Here is a 17,651-nt window from a genome sequence, read left to right on the forward strand (position 1 = left end):
CACTTGTGAATGTTGATTGGAGTGGAAGGCAGTCGACTCCTGCGGGAAAAGCAACAGCTGAAGACCCCACAGGAAGCGGTTTTCTTCCGAGGAGGCTGAAGCGTTGCCCGCGGAAAGCGACTGCCTGGAACGGAAATCAACATAGCACTACGTCGCAGTTTATGAAAATTGCGAAGGTTAAAAAGCAAAAAGTTTATAAAAATAACCTTAATTTAAGCGTATAAATAGCTGAGCCGCTTCTCTTCCTGAGAATGAATTTAGCCCCAGTGGTAAAACCAAAAATGTAACTTTTTTCAAAATTGTTGCGTTATACTTATAGAAAGATGAAGGAGGGGAATTAATGGATGATTTGATTGAAGCAAGCAGATCCGGGGATACATTGTCATTCAATAAGCTGATCGATTACTACAGCCCCACCGTTGAACGCTTTGCTTTTCAAATAGGCGTTACCTATCATGATGTTCCTGATGTTACGCAGGAAGTATTTATACGCATTTACAGATTTTTAGATCAATTTGACGGAAAATCATTCACTTCTTGGCTATATAAAGTAACTTTGAATGTTGTGCGGGACTATCACAGAAAACAAACAAGCTGGTTCAACAAATTTTCGCGTATCAAACACGCCGGTAAAGACTTAATCCATTCTAATAATAGTGTGGAATCCCAAATACTGAAAAATGAAGAGGATCAAATTTTATATTCATGCATTCAGCAATTGGACAAAAAATACAGAATCCCGATTGTTCTTTATTACTTTCATGATTTATCGTATGACGAGATATCCCAAGTTACAGGTGTCAAGTTATCGACGGTTAAAGTCAGGATGTTACGCGGTAAGAATAAATTGAAAAATTTACTGACAGATCAGCAGAATGAAGGAGGTATTTCACATGGATGATAAGCAGTTGGAAACTAAAATGAACCACTTGCGATCCTCAATTGACAAGATGCCTTCCAGAACGGATAAATCAGCAATTATGCAGAGAATTGACCGATCAAAGAGCAAACGAAGACATCCAAAACTTTGGGTATATATCGGAACCCTTACCAGTTTAATCATTATATCGTTACTCTTTCTTTCTTCAACTAGCGGTCTGTTTTTAGGAAATGATAAGCAGATGGCGAACGAAAGCGCCCCTTCGAATGAAATTGTTGCCACGATTCGAAAAGTCCTTGAAACGCAATTCACAGGGCCTGATGAGGAATTAATTCAATTATTGAATGCACCTGAAAATATGACCATTATCGGAAAAGGTGTAGAATCATCAGATGAGGAAAAGCAAACAAACACTGAATTAGAATCCTATTTAAATGAAAAGTATAAAGATCATTTCACCGAAAACATGTACAGCGATTTTATCGGTAAATATGCGATGGGATTTCAGACATCCGCACATGAGAATGGTTATAGGCTGGAAGTTGCCGATATTAGCATCGATCAGAGTGAAAATAATGAAAACATCTATGATTTCTCCGTAACAGTACAATATCAAAAAGATGACGGAGAAAAAAATGAAGCTGAAGTAACCGGTAATGCACACATGAAAGATGGTAAAATCGGTAATATGGAATACTTGGATGACGAGGGTCTATCACAGGCTTTAAAATCAGACAGTTGAATATATATGGGGGGGCGCGGTGTCTGTCCCTTATGTCCCATTGACGATTGGCATAACGGGTGTTTTCTGTTAGAATTAATGTCATGGAAGTAGTAGGAGGACGCACGTATGCCAAGAGGTAATGGGAAGACAATCGCTCAAAATAAAAAAGCAAGACATGATTTTTTTATAGAAGAAACGTATGAAGCAGGGCTTGTACTGCGGGGAACGGAAATTAAGTCGATCCGTGCAGGACGGATTAATTTGAAGGATTCGCACGCACGAATCGATCACCGCGGTGAAATGCAGCTTGTTAATATGCATATTGCGCCGTATGAGCAGGGGAACCGGTTCAATCATGATCCGACCCGTTCGCGTAAACTGCTGCTTCATCGGAAAGAAATCGACAAGCTCGTCGGCCTGATACAACAGAAAGGCTATTCTCTGGTGCCGCTGAAGGTGTATATTAAAAACGGCGTGGCCAAAGTGTTGATCGGTCTCGGTAGAGGTAAAAAGAAATATGATAAACGTGAAGATTTGAAGCGGAAGCAAATGAAGCGTGATGCTGATCGTGCTGTTAAGGAAAGCCTGCAGTAACCCTCGCTTGTCCTTGACTTTTGTGGCATCTTTGTTATAATCATAAGTGTCGTAATGACAGATAAATGAATAGCGCTCGTTCTATCCAAGCGTATTCTCCATTTTATTTTCATGGGGACGTTACGGATTCGACAGGGATAGATTGAGCTCAGACTGCGCGTCGAGGTTACGGCTCGTAAAACGTTACTCGCTAAATATAAACGGCGAAAAACAAGAAACTCCTGCTTTAGCAGCTGCCTAAGCACTGACTGAAGCGATCCTTCCTGCTATCGCCCGTGTGGCAGATTGAAGGGTCTCAAATGAAGCGGGCTATTCCGTCGTCCACCGTCTGAGGATGACGGCAGAACACAATCAGACTAGCTGCCGGTAAGCCCGTTGGCAGGCTGAACGGTACGCGAATGATAATATGTCAACTATGCGTGTAGATGTCTGAGTGGCGATATCTCTGGACGTGGGTTCGATTCCCACCGTCTCCACCAATACATAACAAGCATTGGTGTGACAGCATTTTAAAATCTCCGGTAACAATCGTGGTAACATTTTATTTAAAATCATAAATTTTCGCTGGCTTGAAGTCATTTTCCATTTGGGAGATGACTTCTTTTTCTGTGCTTGGATATAAATGCGAATACGTGTTTAATGTTGTTGCCACATCTTTATGTCCTAATCGTGCAGCCACTAATGATGCAATCGTGCCTTTATTAATTAAATATGATGCGTGCGAGTGCCTTAAATCATGTATACGTATTTTCTTAACGCCCGACTGTTTAACGTAATAATCATAATACCGATCCAGTGACGTTGTGGAGATGTGCTTATAAAACTCACCGAATATGACATAACCCTGTTTGGGCTTTCGCTCCAATTTAAATTCAGCCAATAAATTCATGACATGCTGTGTCATGAGAATAGACCGTTTGGATGCAGCCGTTTTCGTGGTTGTTACAGTCCGATTATAGGCTGTTTTATCGACATTAAGGGTATTGGTATCAAAATCCACATCATGCCATGTGAGGGCTAGCGCCTCACCTTTACGCATACCACTATAATAAAGCACCATGAATAATACGTAATAAAGACTGTCATCCACAACGGCCATAAACTGTTTAAACTCGTCCAGCGTCCAATAATTAATATGTTTTTCTTCTTCTATATCCACATTTCCTGCACGTCGGGCCGGATTATCGTTCGTGTACTCCTGTTTAATTGCAAAGTTAAAGACGGCCGATAATACCTGATGTATCTTTTTAACGTGACCGGGCGCAAACTCATCAATCAGATCATCCTGCATTTTTGTAATTCGTCTGGCTTTAATATCATTTATTTTTTTATCACCGATTCTTGGAATTAAATGTGTGTCAATAATGCTCTTTGTTTTATTATAAGATGATTCTTTCCTCCGGCGCTTGTACCATTCAAGGTACTCATTGGCCATATGTTCAAAAGAAGGGTTTTCCTCACTCATATTATCAGCATCTAACATAAGTTGCGCTTCTGTCTGTTTAGCTTCCTTCTTTGTCTTAAATCCCCGCCGTTTAACCTGTTTTCCATTTATGCGCGTGATTAGATAGTATGTGCCGCGTTGTTTGTCTTTATAGATGGGCATGGTTTTCCTCCTTTTTTTAACTAATGCTAGAACATTTGTTCTGGATATGATATACTATATTTATAAATTATTCAAACACATTACATTTTTATTACAGTGTGTTATTATTTCATTAAGCCGTTCGGCTGAATAAAGCCGGTGAGTAGCCGAGGCTACTCGCTGTTACCTGCTCCATTCGTACAAGTCTTCTATATGACAATCGAGGATAGATGCAATATTATAAGCAACTTGCAAGGACATTAGCTGTTTATTCAATACATATTTATTAATCTGCTGCACTCTAACGTCCATCAATTCAGCTAATTCCAGCTGCGTCATATCCATTTCTTGCAAACGATAACGGAGCAGGCATCTACCGACTTTATAAGCCAAACAGACACCTCATTATTTATTTATTACAGCAAAGGCGGTGATGTTGTGACTGATGATGTTTTAAAGCTGCTTGTTGATTTTGTTGAAATTATTCGTAAAGATTAATCGTTCATTTTATTATAATACTCTACTGTGAATTTAAGGCTTTCTAGAAATTTTTCCCTTTCCTCATCAGTCATGGTGAGGGTTTTCTCTATGAGTTGATTGAGAAATTCCGCATCTTTTAGGTTGAGATTGTTCGCCATTCTCAAGGCACGGTCTAATTCATCTGTTGCGTTTTCTTTTTCTGGAAACAGGTCATCTGTAGAAACGTCCAACGCTCTAGCTATTTTAAAAATAGCGTTTTGTTCTGGTGCGTTTGTGCCTGCTTCATATGATGAAATTGTATTGTGCTTAACCCCAATCATTACACCTAATTCTTTTTGGGTTATTCCCTTTTTCTTTCGTTCTTCTTTAATTCTCTGTCCGACGTATTCGGCCAATTCTCTTTCAGTCATCATAAATTCTCCTTCCAAATATTTGATTGTATCTATAGTATATACCGTTTCATGAAGTTTATGCAAAAAATATCACGTAAAATGAAATTTAAGTGTTGACACTTGAAATTATTTCATGTAATATGAAGTTAATCAAGTTAAGAAATGGGGTGTGAAAGTGCGACAGCAAAAGGAATTGGCGGCTATTAGGCGATATTTTAACTACAGTCAGACGAGAATGGCAAATTTGCTCAATATTGACGTTAGAACGTACATTAATAAAGAAAATGGCGTAACTCAATTCAAAATGAATGAAATGTTTATCATTAGTAAAATGTTCAAAAAGCCGATTGAAGAAATTTTTTTATACGATGACTTCATGTTACGTGAAGTTGAATAGTTAAAAATAAAAATCACCATCACCCCACAGATGAATAATCAAACTAGCGGAGTACGCCAGAACCTGTCATTTTCGACAGTGAGCGACAAGCGGGCCTTACATATTCCAATAAAAATACCGCTAACGCCGGAATGTTTGATTGTTGATCTGTGGGAGGTGATGGGAGAGAAGGAGGAAAATAAATGAATGAATTAATGACAAGCGGCGTAAAAATGACGAGTTTGGATATTGCTGAAATTGTAGAGAAGGAACATAAAAATGTAATGCGCGACATTCGTAACGAAATCAGAAGTCTTGGAGAAGAAAATTCACAGCTCATTTTTGAGCAGTCAAGCTATACAAATAGTCGCGGCAAAAGGTACGAGTGTTATGAGTTCGGAAAAGACGGAGCAATGCAGTTAGCTTTAAAATATGATGCCAAAACAAGACGTAAGGTTATAAAACGAATTGACGAATTGGAACGTGGGTCAAATAAACTACCAGGCAATTATAAAGAAGCCCTAATACAACTGGTTACCCAAGTTGAAGAAAACGAAAAGTTAGAAACGCAGAATAATATGTTAACTCAGCAAAATAAAGAGTTGCGACCAAAGGCTGACTACACAGATAAAATTTTGAAAAACAAAGGTCTTGTTACTATTGGTCAAATCGCTAAAGATTACGGGATGTCAGCACAAAAAATGAACAGAGAATTGCACAGTCTAGGCGTTCAATATAAACAAAGCGAACAATGGTTACTATATAGAAAATATCAAGATAAAGGTTACACTCACTCAAATACAGTAGACATTGTTAAGAAAGACGGGACGCCGGACGTGAGAATGAACACGAAATGGACGCAAAAAGGTAGATTATTCCTTTACGAATTGCTAAAGGAACATGAGATCATTCCGGTTATTGAACAGGATGACGCATCATGACCAAAAATATAAATTTATATATCGCTCGTCGCGAGCATGACATTTACCAAAAGGACATTGCCAATAAACTCGGCATACATCCACAGACCTATCACGAAAAAGAGCGCGGCAAGAAAGACTTTACCCTAACAGAAGCTCGTATGCTGGCACAGATATTCGAATGTACGTTGAATGATTTATTCCAGGAAGAAAAAACAAATTTAAAGGTGGTTGATTAACATGCAAAACATTCAAGCAAAACAAAGCATGTCAACAGAAGAACTAGCAGTACTAGAAGGTGAATTCGAGGAAGCTAAAAAGCCCAAATGGGTCACATACACATTGTGGTTTTTCTTGGGAGGCATAGGCGGTCACAGATTTTATGTAGGTGACACGGGCTATGCAATCGCAATGCTTTTCCTCAATTGGGCGACATTCGGCATATGGTCACTCATTGACGTGTTCCTTATTGGCAAGCGATTGAGAAAGAAAAACGCTGAGATCGAAATGGGTTTGATTAACAAAATTAAATTGTTTAATAGGGGTGCTTAAGATGACCGAATTACAACGATTCCAAAACCGTTATTTAGACATCCTGCAAGCAGAAGAACCAACCCGCACCAACAGGCTGAACAACTTATTAGATGACATGCAGGCAATGTACCGCATTCCGTTGCTGAGGAATACAGAGTTTGAACAAAAGAATCCGAGGATTATGCATCTGTTCAGGATTGTTAGTAAGTCTAGAAATTTTGAGGGGGTCAAGTGAATGTTCGACGTTATGCCAAAAGGCTATAACATCGGTTGGGAAGTTGTGAGTGATAAATGCATAACAACAGGCGCTGTTCCTTCCAGTCATCCATTGGGCGGTTACAGATTACAGTATGAAACTTTAATTTGGGAATGGCTTGGAGAAGAAAGAGGACAAATACTAGAACAGATTGTCCACTGGAATCACAAAGAAGCGGAAAAAGTCCATGGATATATAGTCGGTAATTTAAAGGGAGTGAAATAAATGACCGTAAAACCAGAAGAAAAACAAGCATTCATGCACCTCACACAAGCAGTCGGTCTGCTTATGGAAAATGACTACAAAGGTACTATCACATATCTGAATAACGCACGACATGCGGTTGAGCGATTAGATACTGAACAACGTAACGCTGAAATGTACGAGGAAGCTAAACGGCTACTGAAAGAGGTTGATCGTCAGGGTGATTTGGAAATGAGGAGGCACCGGTTTTGACCAATCCAGATAAGTTTTTCCCGGTTGTGGCGTTGGTTAGTTGGGCGATAGTGATTTTCTCAATATGAAAGGGGAGTGAGTAAATATGGAATTCAAAGCATGGGATGAAAAACACGAAAGATATGTTGATGACTTTTTAATCACGCCAGATGGACAAGTAATGATAACTGATGATAGATGCGGTGCTTGTGACCAAGATTTTTATTATGTGCCTGAACACGAAATAGAGTTAATCAAAGTAATTAAATATAGGCCATGAAAGGAGTGATCCAATGTACAACATAAACGATTTTTCTTGGAACATTGCCGGTGCGCTAACAATAACGTTTGCTTTGTCATACGTAATGTATTTGTGGATATGAAAATAGGAGGTTTTAAAATGAGAGCAAAAATTCAAATTTGGAACAAGGAATACTTTTTAACAGGGATTGATTGGTACAGCGAAGGCGGGGATCTTGGCGGCAAATTATGTCACGTTGTGTTTTCTGATGAACTAGGTTCTTTCCATACAGTTTTTAATACCAAAGAACACACTCTGTATGAAGAAAACGAGGATGTAAATAAAGGTAGTTTACGCCTTGATTTAAGCAAGAAAATCATATGGATAAAAGAATAGTCCACCGCCGCAAACGATGGACTGAACAAAATTAAACTTACATCCATTGTAACAGGAGGGATGATATTGAACAATTTCATCAAATTGTATGACGACCAACGCTTTAAAGGCAGACAACCATACACCGCATTAGGCTTTGCTGCTTATGCCATATTCTATAAATGTCACGATGATAAATGGACGCAGATGGACGCTGTCATCAATCATTTTGAAAAAGACTTTGCTGCTGACGTGGACAAGGTATTTTATAAGCCGTCATTGGCCTTGGCTGATGAGAATGAACGGAAGATGAAAGAGGCTGGTCATAAACAATCTGACTTTATGTAGGAGGTAATTATTCATGGAACTTAACGAATTTCTCGATAATCAAGAACAAACCAACCAGGAAGGTTTTGAGATTACAGACGATCAAAAAGCAAATTGGGCTTTACGGAAAATCGGACAATATAAGGACCGTCAATCCGAGGTGAACGCAACAGCCGAAGCAGAAACAGAAAAAATCGAAGCGTGGGCAAATCAAGAGAATGATAAAGCGCAACAATCTATTGATTACTTTCAAGGCCTACTTGCTAAATACGCCATGAAACAACGCGCGGAAAATCCAAAGTTTAAATCTATGAAACTGCCAAACGGTGCGATTCGCTTCCGCAAGCAACAGCCTAAGTTTCATTACAGTGACGATCAGCTGATTGATTATCTTAAAAAGTCCGAACGTGATGACTTAATCAAAGTTAAAGAATCACCGGATAAATCAGCGGTTAAGAAAGCATTTACTGTCAACGAGGACAAGCTTATTAATACCGAAACGGGTGAAGCTGTTGACGGTGTGGAGATTGAACATCGTGACGAAACATTCGAGGTGGTGAGTGAGTGAATATAACGAGTGCTGCAGATATATCGGAAAGCAGAGCGACGTATTTACTTTATGCACCACCAGGAACAGGAAAAACACACACAATCAATTTTCTGGAAGGTAAAACGTTGTATATTGCAATTGACAAAACACAATATCCGTTAAAAGGCAATAAAAATATAGACATACTCGATTTTGACACCCACAATGCGTGGAGCGCGTGGACAGATTTAATCAAATGGTTAGCGGATAACGATTTATCTAAATATGACAATCTAGTATTCGATAATGTTTCTGAATTATTTCGATCTATGCTCGGTAATTTAGGGCGCGAAGGAAAAAACAATCGAGTTCCGGAAATGCAACATTATCAACAGATAGATTTCTTCATCATTGATAGCTTGAGGTTCATCAATTCATTAAATAAAAAAGTTATTTATCTAGCTTGGGAAACAACGGACGAATTTCAAACAGAAGGCGGGCAAATTTTCAATCGGACGTTCCCGGATATACGAAGTAAGATAATCAATAATTTTATGGGGTTATGCCAAGTGGTAAGCAAGCTGGCAATAAACAATCGAACTGAAAACAGAGGGTTTATATTACAGCCAAGTAATTCGATTTTTGCAAAGAATCAATTGGACCAACGCAAACATTGTTTGCAGGAAGATATTTTCAAAGTTGGTGAAGAAACAGCGAGTGATGCTGAGTGAGTTTCATACTTCATGATTATCAGCAATCGCTTGTCGATAAAACAAGGCAAGCCTATGCAAGAAAATATAAAGCACCGTGTGTGGTAGCGCCATGCGGAGCAGGAAAATCAGTAATTATTTCAGAAATTGCCCGCATGACGACACTAAAAGGCAATCGAGTTTTATTCCTGGTACATCGGAGGGAGTTGATTGAACAGATTGAAGAAACATTCCGATTCAATAATGTGGATTTATCAAATGTACAGTTTGGCATGGTGCAGACGGTTGTACACAGGTTAGATAAAATGCGAAAGCCGGATCTAATCATAACCGATGAAAATCATCACGGGCTGGCTAAGTCTTATCGCAAAATTTATGAACATTTCAGTGATGTGCCGCGGTTAGGGTTTACGGCAACACCTATCAGACTGAATGGATCCGGGTTAGGTGATGTGAACGATGTTTTGATTGAAGAAGTTGACGCAAAATGGCTTATCGAAAATCAATATTTATCACCTTATAAATATTATGCGCCGAAGCTGATTGATACGCAAAAGTTGAAATTAAACAGTTTACGGGAGTTTTCCTCCACATCGGTCAATGACGCAATGGACGATAAAACAATTTACGGTGATGTGATTAAACATTATCGGCAGCTGGCAGACAGTGAACAGGCGATTGCGTATTGCCACAATGTCGAAGCAAGTAAACAAGTCTCAGATGAATTTAATCAGTCAGGCATACCTGCTGCACATATTGACGGAAAAACACCGAAAGATGAACGGAATAATGTTATCCAAAAATTCCGAGAAGGTCAGATAAAAATTATCTGCAACGTTGATTTAATCGGTGAGGGTTTCGATGTGCCGGACTGTTCCACAGTGATCATGCTAAGGCCCACGCAGTCACTCTCTCTATTCATTCAGCAGAGCATGAGGGGGATGCGGTACAGACCGGGTAAAACGTCAACCATCATTGACCATGTAGATAATGTGAGACGGCACGGTCTGCCCGATGATAAGCGAGAGTGGAGCTTGGAGGGTAAGAAAACCGAATCCGGCGAGAAAGAAATTCCAATCAAGGAATGTGAAAACTGTTTTGCGGTTTATCCGCCTAACCATAAATGGTGTCCAGAATGTGGGCATCAGCCGGAGGTTAAAGAACAGAAAGATTATGAAGTGGATGAAACGGCAGAATTGCAGGAGGTAACGGAATCTGATTTTAGTTTTACGATAGATCACCGTGAACCAAAGGACTGCAAGAATATGAAAGAGTTATCAGAGTTAGCTAAGAATCGTGGATATAAGCCTGGTTGGGCTTACCATCAAGGAAAATTATTAGGTTATCTATAAAAAAGGAGAGATTTAAATGACAGGATTTAATTTAGATTTTAACAACGTTTACGAAGGTAACGGCGGCAAGGTAGAAGACGGTTGGTATGAAGTGATCGTAAATCGTTGTAGTGAAGATGCGACACCGTCAGGAGCTGAATACACAGAATTTGATTTGATTATACGTAACGATCTGGACCAGCCAAGCAAGAACATGCATATTTTCGAGAAAAACTTCAAGGCAAAAGCAACCGGAAAATATAACATGACCATATTTAACACCATCGGTAAGGCTTGCCAGCTTGAAAATGGCAAAACATATAACAGCTTTGATGAGCTGCTTAATGATTTCGTTGGTAAAACGGCCCTTGTTTTCGCAAAAAATGAAACATCCGAATATAACGGAAAAACATACGAAAACCTCAATGTGAAGATGTGGAATCAAACGAAATACCCGAATGTCCAGCATCAGTTTAAAGGTGATGGTAAAGGTGGAGCGCCGTTGACAGGTAATGGTGGCCCAATTGATATACAAGATGAAGATTTGCCATTTTAAGGAGCGATTGCATGTATAGCAACATACCAGACGAACTAAAAGAATTGCGGCAATGGTGCGTTTACCAGATTGTTGAACGTAATGGCAAGAAAACTAAAATACCGATTGATGCTAACACAGGAAGTTTTGCAAAAAGCAATGATGAAGTTACCTGGAGCAGTTTTGATGCTGCTCTAGGGGCCATCAATCAATTTGATTGTGATGGTATAGGATTCTTTTTCAAAGAACCATATTTCGGGATTGATATCGACGATGTAGAGGCGGATATCCAGCGTTATCGGAATGATGAAGATGATGACAACATCGTTTCTGAATTCGTTGATTTAATGGGGAGTTATGCGGAAGTTAGTCCAAGTGGTAATGGCATTCACATTATTGCAAAAGGTGAGCTGCCAGACGGTGGGAGCAGGAAAGGTAACATTGAAATGTATTCATCAGGGCGTTTCTTCACGATGACCGGTGATGCAATCGGAGGTTATACCGGCATCACAGAAGATGAGCTTGGCAAAGTGAATTACCTCCACAATAAATACATCGCTAGTGATGAACCGGTGAAACAAAATTTATCGGAATCAGAAGGAAACGGACTATCGGAAAATGACATTATCCGTATTGCTTCAAACAGCAAGAATGGCACACGGTTTAATTTGTTTATGAATAGCGGATGGGATCAATTTTATGATAGCTGGTCAGAAGCTGATATGGCATTTGCAAATGATCTTGCATTCTGGACTAACCGAGATATAAGCAAAATGGACACGATATTCAGACAGTCATCACTTTACCGCGATAAATGGGATTCTAAGCGTGGTGATATGACGTATGGCTATGCGACATTAAATAAAGCTATATCGGAATGCACGAATGTTTTTAACCCGCAAGAACACGATCCCAATTACAATTTGTACGTTTTAGAAAATGATAGCCAGCCGGTATCAAACAAACATTACAGCTATGATGATACCGGAAATGCCGAACGGTTCACAGATAATTTTAAAGACATTATTCGGTACAGTTATATCCGTAAAAATTGGTTTTATTATAACGGTAAAACATGGCAGATTGACCAGGAAGGTAAGGTCAAAGGTCTGGTTGACGATGTGCTAGAAAAAATGAAACAAGAACCGGTTTATACAAGTGATGATGTAGATGAAGAACAGGCCCAAAAGTTTTTGCAGAAACACATTAAGTATTCCCGTGGCAGTAATGGAAAAACAAACATGCTTAAGGAAAGTCAGCATTTATTGACTGTCAATCCAGGGTCATTTGATAAAGATGAACATCTATTAAACGTGCAGAACGGCTACATAGACTTACAAACAGGAGAGTTGCACGATCACGACAAAAACAAGTTTTTCACTAAGGTTTTATCCATCGAATATACCGATAAAATAGATTGTCCGATGTGGGAAGATTTTCTGATGCAGATATTCGATGGAAATACAGCCTTGATTAATTATATTCAACGAGCTGTCGGATATTCATTATCTGGATCAACAGAAGAACAAATGATGTTTATTCTTCACGGTAATGGCCGTAATGGTAAATCGGTGTTCTTGGATATCATTACCGAAATGTTGGGAAATTACACAACGAATATCCAGCCGCAAACAATCATGGTCAAACCACAACAGAGTAGCGCTAATAGTGATGTCGCTAAATTGGATGGCGCAAGATTGGTGACTTCCACAGAGCCTAATGACGGTATGCGGTTTGATGAAGGTTTAATCAAACAAATGACGGGTGGAGACAAAGTTACAGCCCGGTTTCTATACGGTGAAGAATTCGACTTTTTCCCGCAGTTTAAAATCTGGATGGCCACAAACCATAAACCAATCATACGCGGCACAGATGATGGTATATGGCGCAGGATGGCAATTGTCCCGTTTACCGTTCAGATACCAGAGCATGAAGTCGATAAACAGTTGAAATATAAATTGCGCCGCGAAATGAAAGGCATATTAAATTGGGCGGTTGAAGGCTACCGGGAATGGAAACGAATCGGACTGAATGAACCAAATGTCATCAGAGATCAGCGCCAGACATACCGGACAGAAATGGATGTGGTTGAATTGTTTATCGAAGAATGCTGCATCCGCCGTGATGGTGAGAGAGAGAAATCATCCGATTTGTACAGCATTTATAGCTCATGGGCAAAAGACAATAATCAGTATCTCATGAGTAATACAAGGTTTGGTAAAGAACTAGCCAATAAATTCCAAAAGGTGAAAAGTAACGGCGTTTATTATGTAGGTATTAAATTGAAAAAAGACTTCAATAATGAAGCTTTCCGATTGAACTTAAATAATTAATAATTGTTTCAAGATGATAATTATTATAATCTGTAACATTTAAAAACGTAAAAACGGAAGGGTAACGGAAGGGAAGAGGAAGGGTTGAATGTATAACCCTTCCACCTTAAAAACACCGATATATCAACCTTTATATTATTATTTATTTCTTTTCGGAAGGGTTGGAAGGGTTAAAAGAAAGTAATTAAAGTCAGGGAAAAATATAAAAAACAGTAGGGCGGGTTTAGTTTTGAAGCAAACCGTTCCGTGAAATTTGATTATGTAGTTCAAAGTCATTGGCGCGCAAAGGATTTGGCGCTGGAACGGTTGTATTTCAGACCCTTCCGTCATCAAAAAGAGGTGAATCATTTTGAAAATTTACGATTTATATCGAGGTAATGAATTTATTAAAAAGGGTACGTTAAGAGAATTATCTGATTATACACTTTTACATCAAGGGAGTTTATTAAATTACAGTTACCAAAAATACCTTGAAAAAAATAAAACGAATAATGTTTTAAAAGTCTATTTGGTGGGTGATTCCAATGCGCGAAAGTGACGTACAGAACAGTGTCAGACTAGCATTGAATCCTTATGCAACGATATTTCGCGGTAATGTCGGAAAAGTACGTATGACAGACGGGCGTTGGTTTGATACGGGGTTGCCCAAAGGCTTCTCAGATTTATTTGGATTTAGAAAAACAGACGGCAAAATGATTTTTCTTGAAATCAAAAATGCAAAAGGCAGATTAAGAGACGATCAGCGGCATTTTTTAGAGGCGGTCAGTCAGTATGATGTGATTTCAGGCGTGGCCCGCAGTGTTGAAGAAGCGATTGAAATTGTGGAGAGGGGATTGAAATTTAATGAACTACACTGAAACAGGAAAACGAATCGGTCAGCTAGTACAAGCTAAAAACGATCAATACGGTGATGCTTTCAATAAATCAGATGACTTTCTGAAAATCTTATATCCGAACGGTGTTAAGCCGGAACAGTACAAAGATATGCTGGCACTTGTCCGAGTATTCGATAAACAGATGAGAATTGCAAATGGGAATCAAGGTGAAGAAAATGCGTGGGCTGATATCACTGGATATGGAATATTGAAAAGCGGTGATTCTGATGAACTATGAATCAGCAACTAAAGAACAATTACTACAGGTAGCATTAAACGAAGACTGCAGCAACGATGATAAATTCAAGGCTTGCCGGTATTTAATCAAATTCAAAATATCCGAATACCGCAAAGTGGGATCGGCTGAAATTAATTTTGATGGGGAGTTGAGTGAGTATTGGCAGTATGTGTATGAGAGTACGTTTAAGGGGTGGTAAATAGAATGGAACATTTTATAAAGCATCTTGTTTATATATTTGTTTTTCTGTTCTTAATTACCATAGGATGGCAGATTTATGAGTTGATTGTGTACGGAAAATTATATCCTAATCAACATGATACATGGTTGGCTATATTTCTGGCGCTGTTTTGTGCAGAAGCTAGGATACTATTTGAAAGATATGAAAAACGAAAGCGGTGATATGACATGAAATTCTGGAAGGGGAAACAATTCAGACCCAGAGTAACGGTACTCAAAATGAAAGGTGAAAAACCAACAGTAATACAAGTATCCGGACAACGTTACGTCATGGAACCGGAGGGCAAACGATGAAACGCATAATCCGATTGATTAAAGCGATTAGAGAGTATGAGCCGGAGAAGTGGATGCAAGATGACGGAAAATAAAATTATGAGAGGGGATTTTAAAATGAGTGAAAAAGTGAAGGTTACGAAATATGAAAAAGAAAAAATAGAAGAATTTTTAGAGCGATACCATTTATTCGCTGGTGTGCCAATGATAAAGATATTTAATGCGGCTGTTAGAGGCTATGAAGTCGAGCCGGAGTTTGAAGAGGAGCAATGGATAATCGCATTTCATGATAACGGGAAACACAAATGCACAGCTAAGATAACCGGTATCTATAGCGGATATTTAACGGTCGATGTAATCAATGTGCATGGTGAAGATTTACATTTACCACTTGATGGTTATTATGTCATCCGCCACGCCACATTATCTGAAATAGCAGAAGAAAAAGAGCGGAGGATGTTTGAAGCGAACGGACGTGATTATCGGCAATTTCGAGATGGCGATATTGTCAAAGGCCAAGCGGAGTCAGATGGTCAACGGTTGTTCGGTGAATTATTATTATCACCCGGAAATCCTCCGAAAATAAACAAAATCGAGACTTTTATTAGTGGGCTGAAAATCATCTGCTTTGCCGAAAACCGCCTAGACAGGAGTGGTGACGAATGAAAATAGATTTCAATGATTTAGCAGCGATCGTTGAACATGTGGTAGAAGAGGCGCATGGTTTCGAAAACCCAATACACTCAATTGATGATTTGTACGAGTATTTAGAAGAAAATGCGGATGATTTTATTAGAATGAAAAGGATTGGTGATAGCGAATGAGATTAAACAGAGCAATTCAAAAGTCTATAACAGGAGAACAAAGAAGAATCGAACAACTCGAATCCGAAAATGAAGCAAAACGAGAAGGTATAAACGAACTAGAGGAACGAATAGAAGGTTTGTCATATGACATTTATCAACTCGATTCCGAAAACAAGGAATCGGAAAACAGATTATCAAGAACTAAGTACGAATTGGATTTATCGTATGAGGTTAATGAGCGATTAAAATCCGAAAATGAACGGTTGCGGGAAGCATTAAAAGAGATAGCGGGCTTTAGCTTAGCATCAAATGATCTAATTGCAGTTAGCGCCTTGAAAGAGGAAAAACGAATAGCGCGTCAAGCCCTGCGAGGTGACAGCAAATGACCACCATAGCCGATTACGAAAAACTCGAATCCAAAATAGAATCACTCCGGGAATCTAACAAAAAATGGAACTATAAATACCGAAAAGAAGCTGCCAGAAATGAAACCCTGCTTGAGAAATTAAACGATATGGACAGCAACCACAGTTTGATAAAGCGGTATGAGCACGAGAATACGGAATTGAGAGCAGAAATCAATCAGTATAAAAGGGATTTGCGGAAGATACGAAAGATTGTGGGTGAGTGACATGACGCGAAAGCAGAAGGAGTGGGCGTTCTATAAAGGAGACGAGTTTCGATTCATGGGAACGACACGTGAATGCGCTGAATTTTTAGGGTCAAGCGAAGAATCTGTCAGATATTATGCCACAACTGCTTATCAGAGAAAACTGGCAAAGCGAAAAACCATAGACAATTCAACGATAACTGTAGATGTGAGCGGTGTTGTGTAAATAAGCATTTTAAGGCTCATGTGACGATTTTAAATCTATCATGACCTAAGATACCTGAAATAGATTTATAACTAAATTTGGCGGTGATTTGTTGAAAATATACGTACGAGAGAAAACAGTCGTACAGGAAGGGCAGAAACTTGTGGTTGTGGAGACGTTTTGGTCAAAGCCGGGGAACGATTTTGATTACTTGATATTTGTTTAAATTAGGAGGCGTTTATAAATGGGATTGAAATTTTGGTTAGTCAGAGAACCTTATTATGCTTTAATCAAAGCGAAAGACGAAGAAGAAGTCGCAAAGCTATACGAAGAAGTTGTCGCGGATATCGAAGAAGAAGATGCGTTTTATGAGGAATGTGCTTGCATCAGTGACAAGATAGCATTAGACGAATTGCATAAAGCTCAAGATGAAAACGGAAATAGGATGACATATAAAGAGCAAATGGAACTCTATGAAAGAGAAGAAAGTGACGTTCTTTTAATAGAAGAATCGTTGCTGTAACTTTGCATGTCAATAAATAACCTGCATGAGCGTTTCTAATACATACATGACCTAGACTATTAAATTATTAAATGGAGCGCTCAGTGTTGCTTGAAATTAAAATGGGAGGTATGTCTGATGCAGATAAACGAAAAAGAAGTAACACTCAGTGAAGATGAAGCAATGCTATTTGGTTCTATATTGTTCGGAACCATAAAGGGGTATGACCAAAAGCGAGACGAAGGGCATTATTTTAGCAAAGAAGAAAGAGAAGTTTCCGAAATGATTAAATACATGTTAGAACAACTGGAAGATAACGATATTATTTAATTGGAGGTATATCCG

Annotated in this window: 33 protein-coding genes and 1 other RNA gene; 31 read left to right on the forward strand and 3 right to left on the reverse strand. The window is 38.9% G+C overall.

The features are described from left to right. The first annotated feature begins 340 nt into the window (after window positions 1–340). The 4 genes from AOX59_RS18700 to ssrA all read left to right on the forward strand — a co-directional run bounded on the left by AOX59_RS18700 (window position 341) and on the right by ssrA (window position 2,677). Window positions 341–901 (forward strand): RNA polymerase sigma factor, encoded by a 561-nt coding sequence (locus AOX59_RS18700; protein WP_068447928.1) that lies wholly within the window; start codon window positions 341–343, stop codon window positions 899–901. Continuing rightward, window positions 894–1,622: a hypothetical protein gene (locus AOX59_RS18705; protein ID WP_068447930.1), complete on the forward strand. Its 729-nt coding sequence runs from the start codon at window positions 894–896 to the stop codon at window positions 1,620–1,622. The genes AOX59_RS18700 and AOX59_RS18705 overlap by 8 nt, the downstream gene beginning before the upstream one ends. 108 nt (window positions 1,623–1,730) lie before the next feature. Then, a complete protein-coding gene (gene smpB, locus AOX59_RS18710) occupies window positions 1,731–2,198 on the forward strand; it encodes an SsrA-binding protein SmpB (RefSeq protein WP_068447932.1) in 468 nt (155 codons plus the stop codon). 113 nt (window positions 2,199–2,311) lie between these two features. After that, window positions 2,312–2,677, forward strand: a transfer-messenger RNA (tmRNA) gene (gene ssrA / locus AOX59_RS18715). Between the two features lie 62 nt (window positions 2,678–2,739). Here the strand turns inward: ssrA and AOX59_RS18720 are convergent. Continuing rightward, on the reverse strand, window positions 2,740–3,804 hold the full coding sequence (locus AOX59_RS18720) for a site-specific integrase (RefSeq protein ID WP_068447934.1): 1,065 nt from the start codon (window positions 3,802–3,804) through the stop codon (window positions 2,740–2,742). Window positions 3,805–3,966: 162 nt separating this feature from the next. After that, window positions 3,967–4,128: a helix-turn-helix transcriptional regulator gene (locus tag AOX59_RS19390; RefSeq protein ID WP_237049327.1), complete on the reverse strand. Its 162-nt coding sequence runs from the start codon at window positions 4,126–4,128 to the stop codon at window positions 3,967–3,969. Between the two features lie 3 nt (window positions 4,129–4,131). Here AOX59_RS19390 and AOX59_RS20085 point away from each other — a divergent pair, with 3 nt between their 5' ends. Continuing rightward, a complete protein-coding gene (locus AOX59_RS20085; RefSeq protein WP_169792838.1) occupies window positions 4,132–4,281 on the forward strand; it encodes a hypothetical protein in 150 nt (49 codons plus the stop codon). Here AOX59_RS20085 and AOX59_RS18725 read toward each other — a convergent pair. Further along, window positions 4,278–4,676 (reverse strand): helix-turn-helix domain-containing protein, encoded by a 399-nt coding sequence (locus tag AOX59_RS18725; RefSeq protein ID WP_237049328.1) that lies wholly within the window; start codon window positions 4,674–4,676, stop codon window positions 4,278–4,280. The two genes, AOX59_RS20085 and AOX59_RS18725, sit on opposite strands and share 4 nt — an antisense overlap. A 154-nt stretch (window positions 4,677–4,830) precedes the next feature. Between AOX59_RS18725 and AOX59_RS18730 the strand changes: the two genes are divergently transcribed. The 26 genes from AOX59_RS18730 to AOX59_RS18850 all read left to right on the forward strand — a co-directional run bounded on the left by AOX59_RS18730 (window position 4,831) and on the right by AOX59_RS18850 (window position 17,636). Then, window positions 4,831–5,052 carry a helix-turn-helix transcriptional regulator gene (locus AOX59_RS18730; RefSeq protein WP_156418757.1) on the forward strand — a complete coding sequence of 74 codons (222 nt, stop codon included), beginning with the start codon at window positions 4,831–4,833 and terminating at the stop codon, window positions 5,050–5,052. Window positions 5,053–5,234: 182 nt separating this feature from the next. Then, on the forward strand, window positions 5,235–5,972 hold the full coding sequence (locus tag AOX59_RS18735; RefSeq protein ID WP_068447940.1) for a phage regulatory protein/antirepressor Ant: 738 nt from the start codon (window positions 5,235–5,237) through the stop codon (window positions 5,970–5,972). Continuing rightward, complete coding sequence (locus AOX59_RS18740; RefSeq protein ID WP_068447942.1) at window positions 5,969–6,190, forward strand: helix-turn-helix transcriptional regulator; 222 nt, start codon at window positions 5,969–5,971, stop codon at window positions 6,188–6,190. Before AOX59_RS18735 ends, AOX59_RS18740 begins: the two co-directional genes overlap by 4 nt. A 1-nt stretch (window position 6,191) precedes the next feature. Further along, complete coding sequence (locus AOX59_RS18745) at window positions 6,192–6,503, forward strand: TM2 domain-containing protein (protein ID WP_068447944.1); 312 nt, start codon at window positions 6,192–6,194, stop codon at window positions 6,501–6,503. Window position 6,504: 1 nt separating this feature from the next. Further along, on the forward strand, window positions 6,505–6,720 hold the full coding sequence (locus AOX59_RS18750) for a hypothetical protein (RefSeq protein WP_068447947.1): 216 nt from the start codon (window positions 6,505–6,507) through the stop codon (window positions 6,718–6,720). Next, on the forward strand, window positions 6,721–6,966 hold the full coding sequence (locus AOX59_RS18755) for a hypothetical protein (protein WP_068447948.1): 246 nt from the start codon (window positions 6,721–6,723) through the stop codon (window positions 6,964–6,966). Then, window positions 6,967–7,197 carry a hypothetical protein gene (locus AOX59_RS18760; RefSeq protein WP_068447950.1) on the forward strand — a complete coding sequence of 77 codons (231 nt, stop codon included), beginning with the start codon at window positions 6,967–6,969 and terminating at the stop codon, window positions 7,195–7,197. Between the two features lie 85 nt (window positions 7,198–7,282). After that, window positions 7,283–7,456 (forward strand): hypothetical protein, encoded by a 174-nt coding sequence (locus AOX59_RS19910; RefSeq protein WP_156418758.1) that lies wholly within the window; start codon window positions 7,283–7,285, stop codon window positions 7,454–7,456. Window positions 7,457–7,576: 120 nt separating this feature from the next. Further along, entirely contained in the window at window positions 7,577–7,813 is a 237-nt protein-coding gene (locus AOX59_RS18765; RefSeq protein WP_068447952.1) for a hypothetical protein, read from the forward strand. Window positions 7,814–7,879: 66 nt separating this feature from the next. Further along, window positions 7,880–8,140, forward strand: coding sequence for a hypothetical protein (locus tag AOX59_RS18770; RefSeq protein ID WP_068447954.1), 261 nt, complete (start codon window positions 7,880–7,882; stop codon window positions 8,138–8,140). A 13-nt stretch (window positions 8,141–8,153) separates the two neighbouring features. Continuing rightward, window positions 8,154–8,687, forward strand: coding sequence for a host-nuclease inhibitor Gam family protein (locus AOX59_RS18775; RefSeq protein ID WP_068447956.1), 534 nt, complete (start codon window positions 8,154–8,156; stop codon window positions 8,685–8,687). Then, entirely contained in the window at window positions 8,684–9,379 is a 696-nt protein-coding gene (locus AOX59_RS18780) for an AAA family ATPase (protein ID WP_068447964.1), read from the forward strand. Before AOX59_RS18775 ends, AOX59_RS18780 begins: the two co-directional genes overlap by 4 nt. Continuing rightward, window positions 9,376–10,710 (forward strand): DEAD/DEAH box helicase family protein, encoded by a 1,335-nt coding sequence (locus AOX59_RS18785; protein ID WP_082684271.1) that lies wholly within the window; start codon window positions 9,376–9,378, stop codon window positions 10,708–10,710. The genes AOX59_RS18780 and AOX59_RS18785 overlap by 4 nt, the downstream gene beginning before the upstream one ends. A gap of 16 nt (window positions 10,711–10,726) precedes the next feature. Continuing rightward, a complete protein-coding gene (locus AOX59_RS18790; protein ID WP_068447966.1) occupies window positions 10,727–11,245 on the forward strand; it encodes a DUF669 domain-containing protein in 519 nt (172 codons plus the stop codon). Window positions 11,246–11,256: 11 nt separating this feature from the next. Then, a complete protein-coding gene (locus tag AOX59_RS18795) occupies window positions 11,257–13,557 on the forward strand; it encodes a phage/plasmid primase, P4 family (RefSeq protein WP_068447967.1) in 2,301 nt (766 codons plus the stop codon). Window positions 13,558–13,906: 349 nt separating this feature from the next. After that, complete coding sequence (locus AOX59_RS18800) at window positions 13,907–14,095, forward strand: hypothetical protein (RefSeq protein WP_068447968.1); 189 nt, start codon at window positions 13,907–13,909, stop codon at window positions 14,093–14,095. After that, on the forward strand, window positions 14,082–14,414 hold the full coding sequence (locus AOX59_RS18805) for a VRR-NUC domain-containing protein (protein ID WP_068447970.1): 333 nt from the start codon (window positions 14,082–14,084) through the stop codon (window positions 14,412–14,414). The genes AOX59_RS18800 and AOX59_RS18805 overlap by 14 nt, the downstream gene beginning before the upstream one ends. After that, window positions 14,401–14,670 (forward strand): hypothetical protein, encoded by a 270-nt coding sequence (locus AOX59_RS18810; protein ID WP_068447972.1) that lies wholly within the window; start codon window positions 14,401–14,403, stop codon window positions 14,668–14,670. Before AOX59_RS18805 ends, AOX59_RS18810 begins: the two co-directional genes overlap by 14 nt. Then, window positions 14,660–14,869 carry a hypothetical protein gene (locus AOX59_RS18815; protein ID WP_068447975.1) on the forward strand — a complete coding sequence of 70 codons (210 nt, stop codon included), beginning with the start codon at window positions 14,660–14,662 and terminating at the stop codon, window positions 14,867–14,869. Before AOX59_RS18810 ends, AOX59_RS18815 begins: the two co-directional genes overlap by 11 nt. A gap of 431 nt (window positions 14,870–15,300) precedes the next feature. Beyond that, window positions 15,301–15,849, forward strand: coding sequence for a hypothetical protein (locus AOX59_RS18825; RefSeq protein ID WP_156418759.1), 549 nt, complete (start codon window positions 15,301–15,303; stop codon window positions 15,847–15,849). After that, window positions 15,846–16,007, forward strand: coding sequence for a hypothetical protein (locus AOX59_RS19915; protein WP_156418760.1), 162 nt, complete (start codon window positions 15,846–15,848; stop codon window positions 16,005–16,007). Before AOX59_RS18825 ends, AOX59_RS19915 begins: the two co-directional genes overlap by 4 nt. Next, window positions 16,004–16,375 (forward strand): hypothetical protein, encoded by a 372-nt coding sequence (locus AOX59_RS18830; protein WP_068447982.1) that lies wholly within the window; start codon window positions 16,004–16,006, stop codon window positions 16,373–16,375. Before AOX59_RS19915 ends, AOX59_RS18830 begins: the two co-directional genes overlap by 4 nt. Beyond that, window positions 16,372–16,620 carry a hypothetical protein gene (locus tag AOX59_RS18835; RefSeq protein ID WP_068447984.1) on the forward strand — a complete coding sequence of 83 codons (249 nt, stop codon included), beginning with the start codon at window positions 16,372–16,374 and terminating at the stop codon, window positions 16,618–16,620. The genes AOX59_RS18830 and AOX59_RS18835 overlap by 4 nt, the downstream gene beginning before the upstream one ends. Before the next feature lies 1 nt (window position 16,621). Beyond that, window positions 16,622–16,825, forward strand: a complete 204-nt coding sequence (locus AOX59_RS18840; protein WP_068447985.1) for a hypothetical protein — start codon at window positions 16,622–16,624, stop codon at window positions 16,823–16,825. Between the two features lie 223 nt (window positions 16,826–17,048). Further along, window positions 17,049–17,327 carry a hypothetical protein gene (locus tag AOX59_RS18845; protein ID WP_068447986.1) on the forward strand — a complete coding sequence of 93 codons (279 nt, stop codon included), beginning with the start codon at window positions 17,049–17,051 and terminating at the stop codon, window positions 17,325–17,327. 117 nt (window positions 17,328–17,444) lie between these two features. After that, the gene (locus tag AOX59_RS18850) at window positions 17,445–17,636 is read left to right on the forward strand and encodes a hypothetical protein (RefSeq protein ID WP_068447988.1); all 192 of its coding nucleotides are present in this window, start codon (window positions 17,445–17,447) and stop codon (window positions 17,634–17,636) included. The last annotated feature ends 15 nt before the right edge of the window (window positions 17,637–17,651 follow it).

The sequence above is a fragment of the Lentibacillus amyloliquefaciens genome (assembly GCF_001307805.1).
In the GTDB taxonomy this organism is placed as follows: domain Bacteria; phylum Bacillota; class Bacilli; order Bacillales; family Amphibacillaceae; genus Lentibacillus; species Lentibacillus amyloliquefaciens.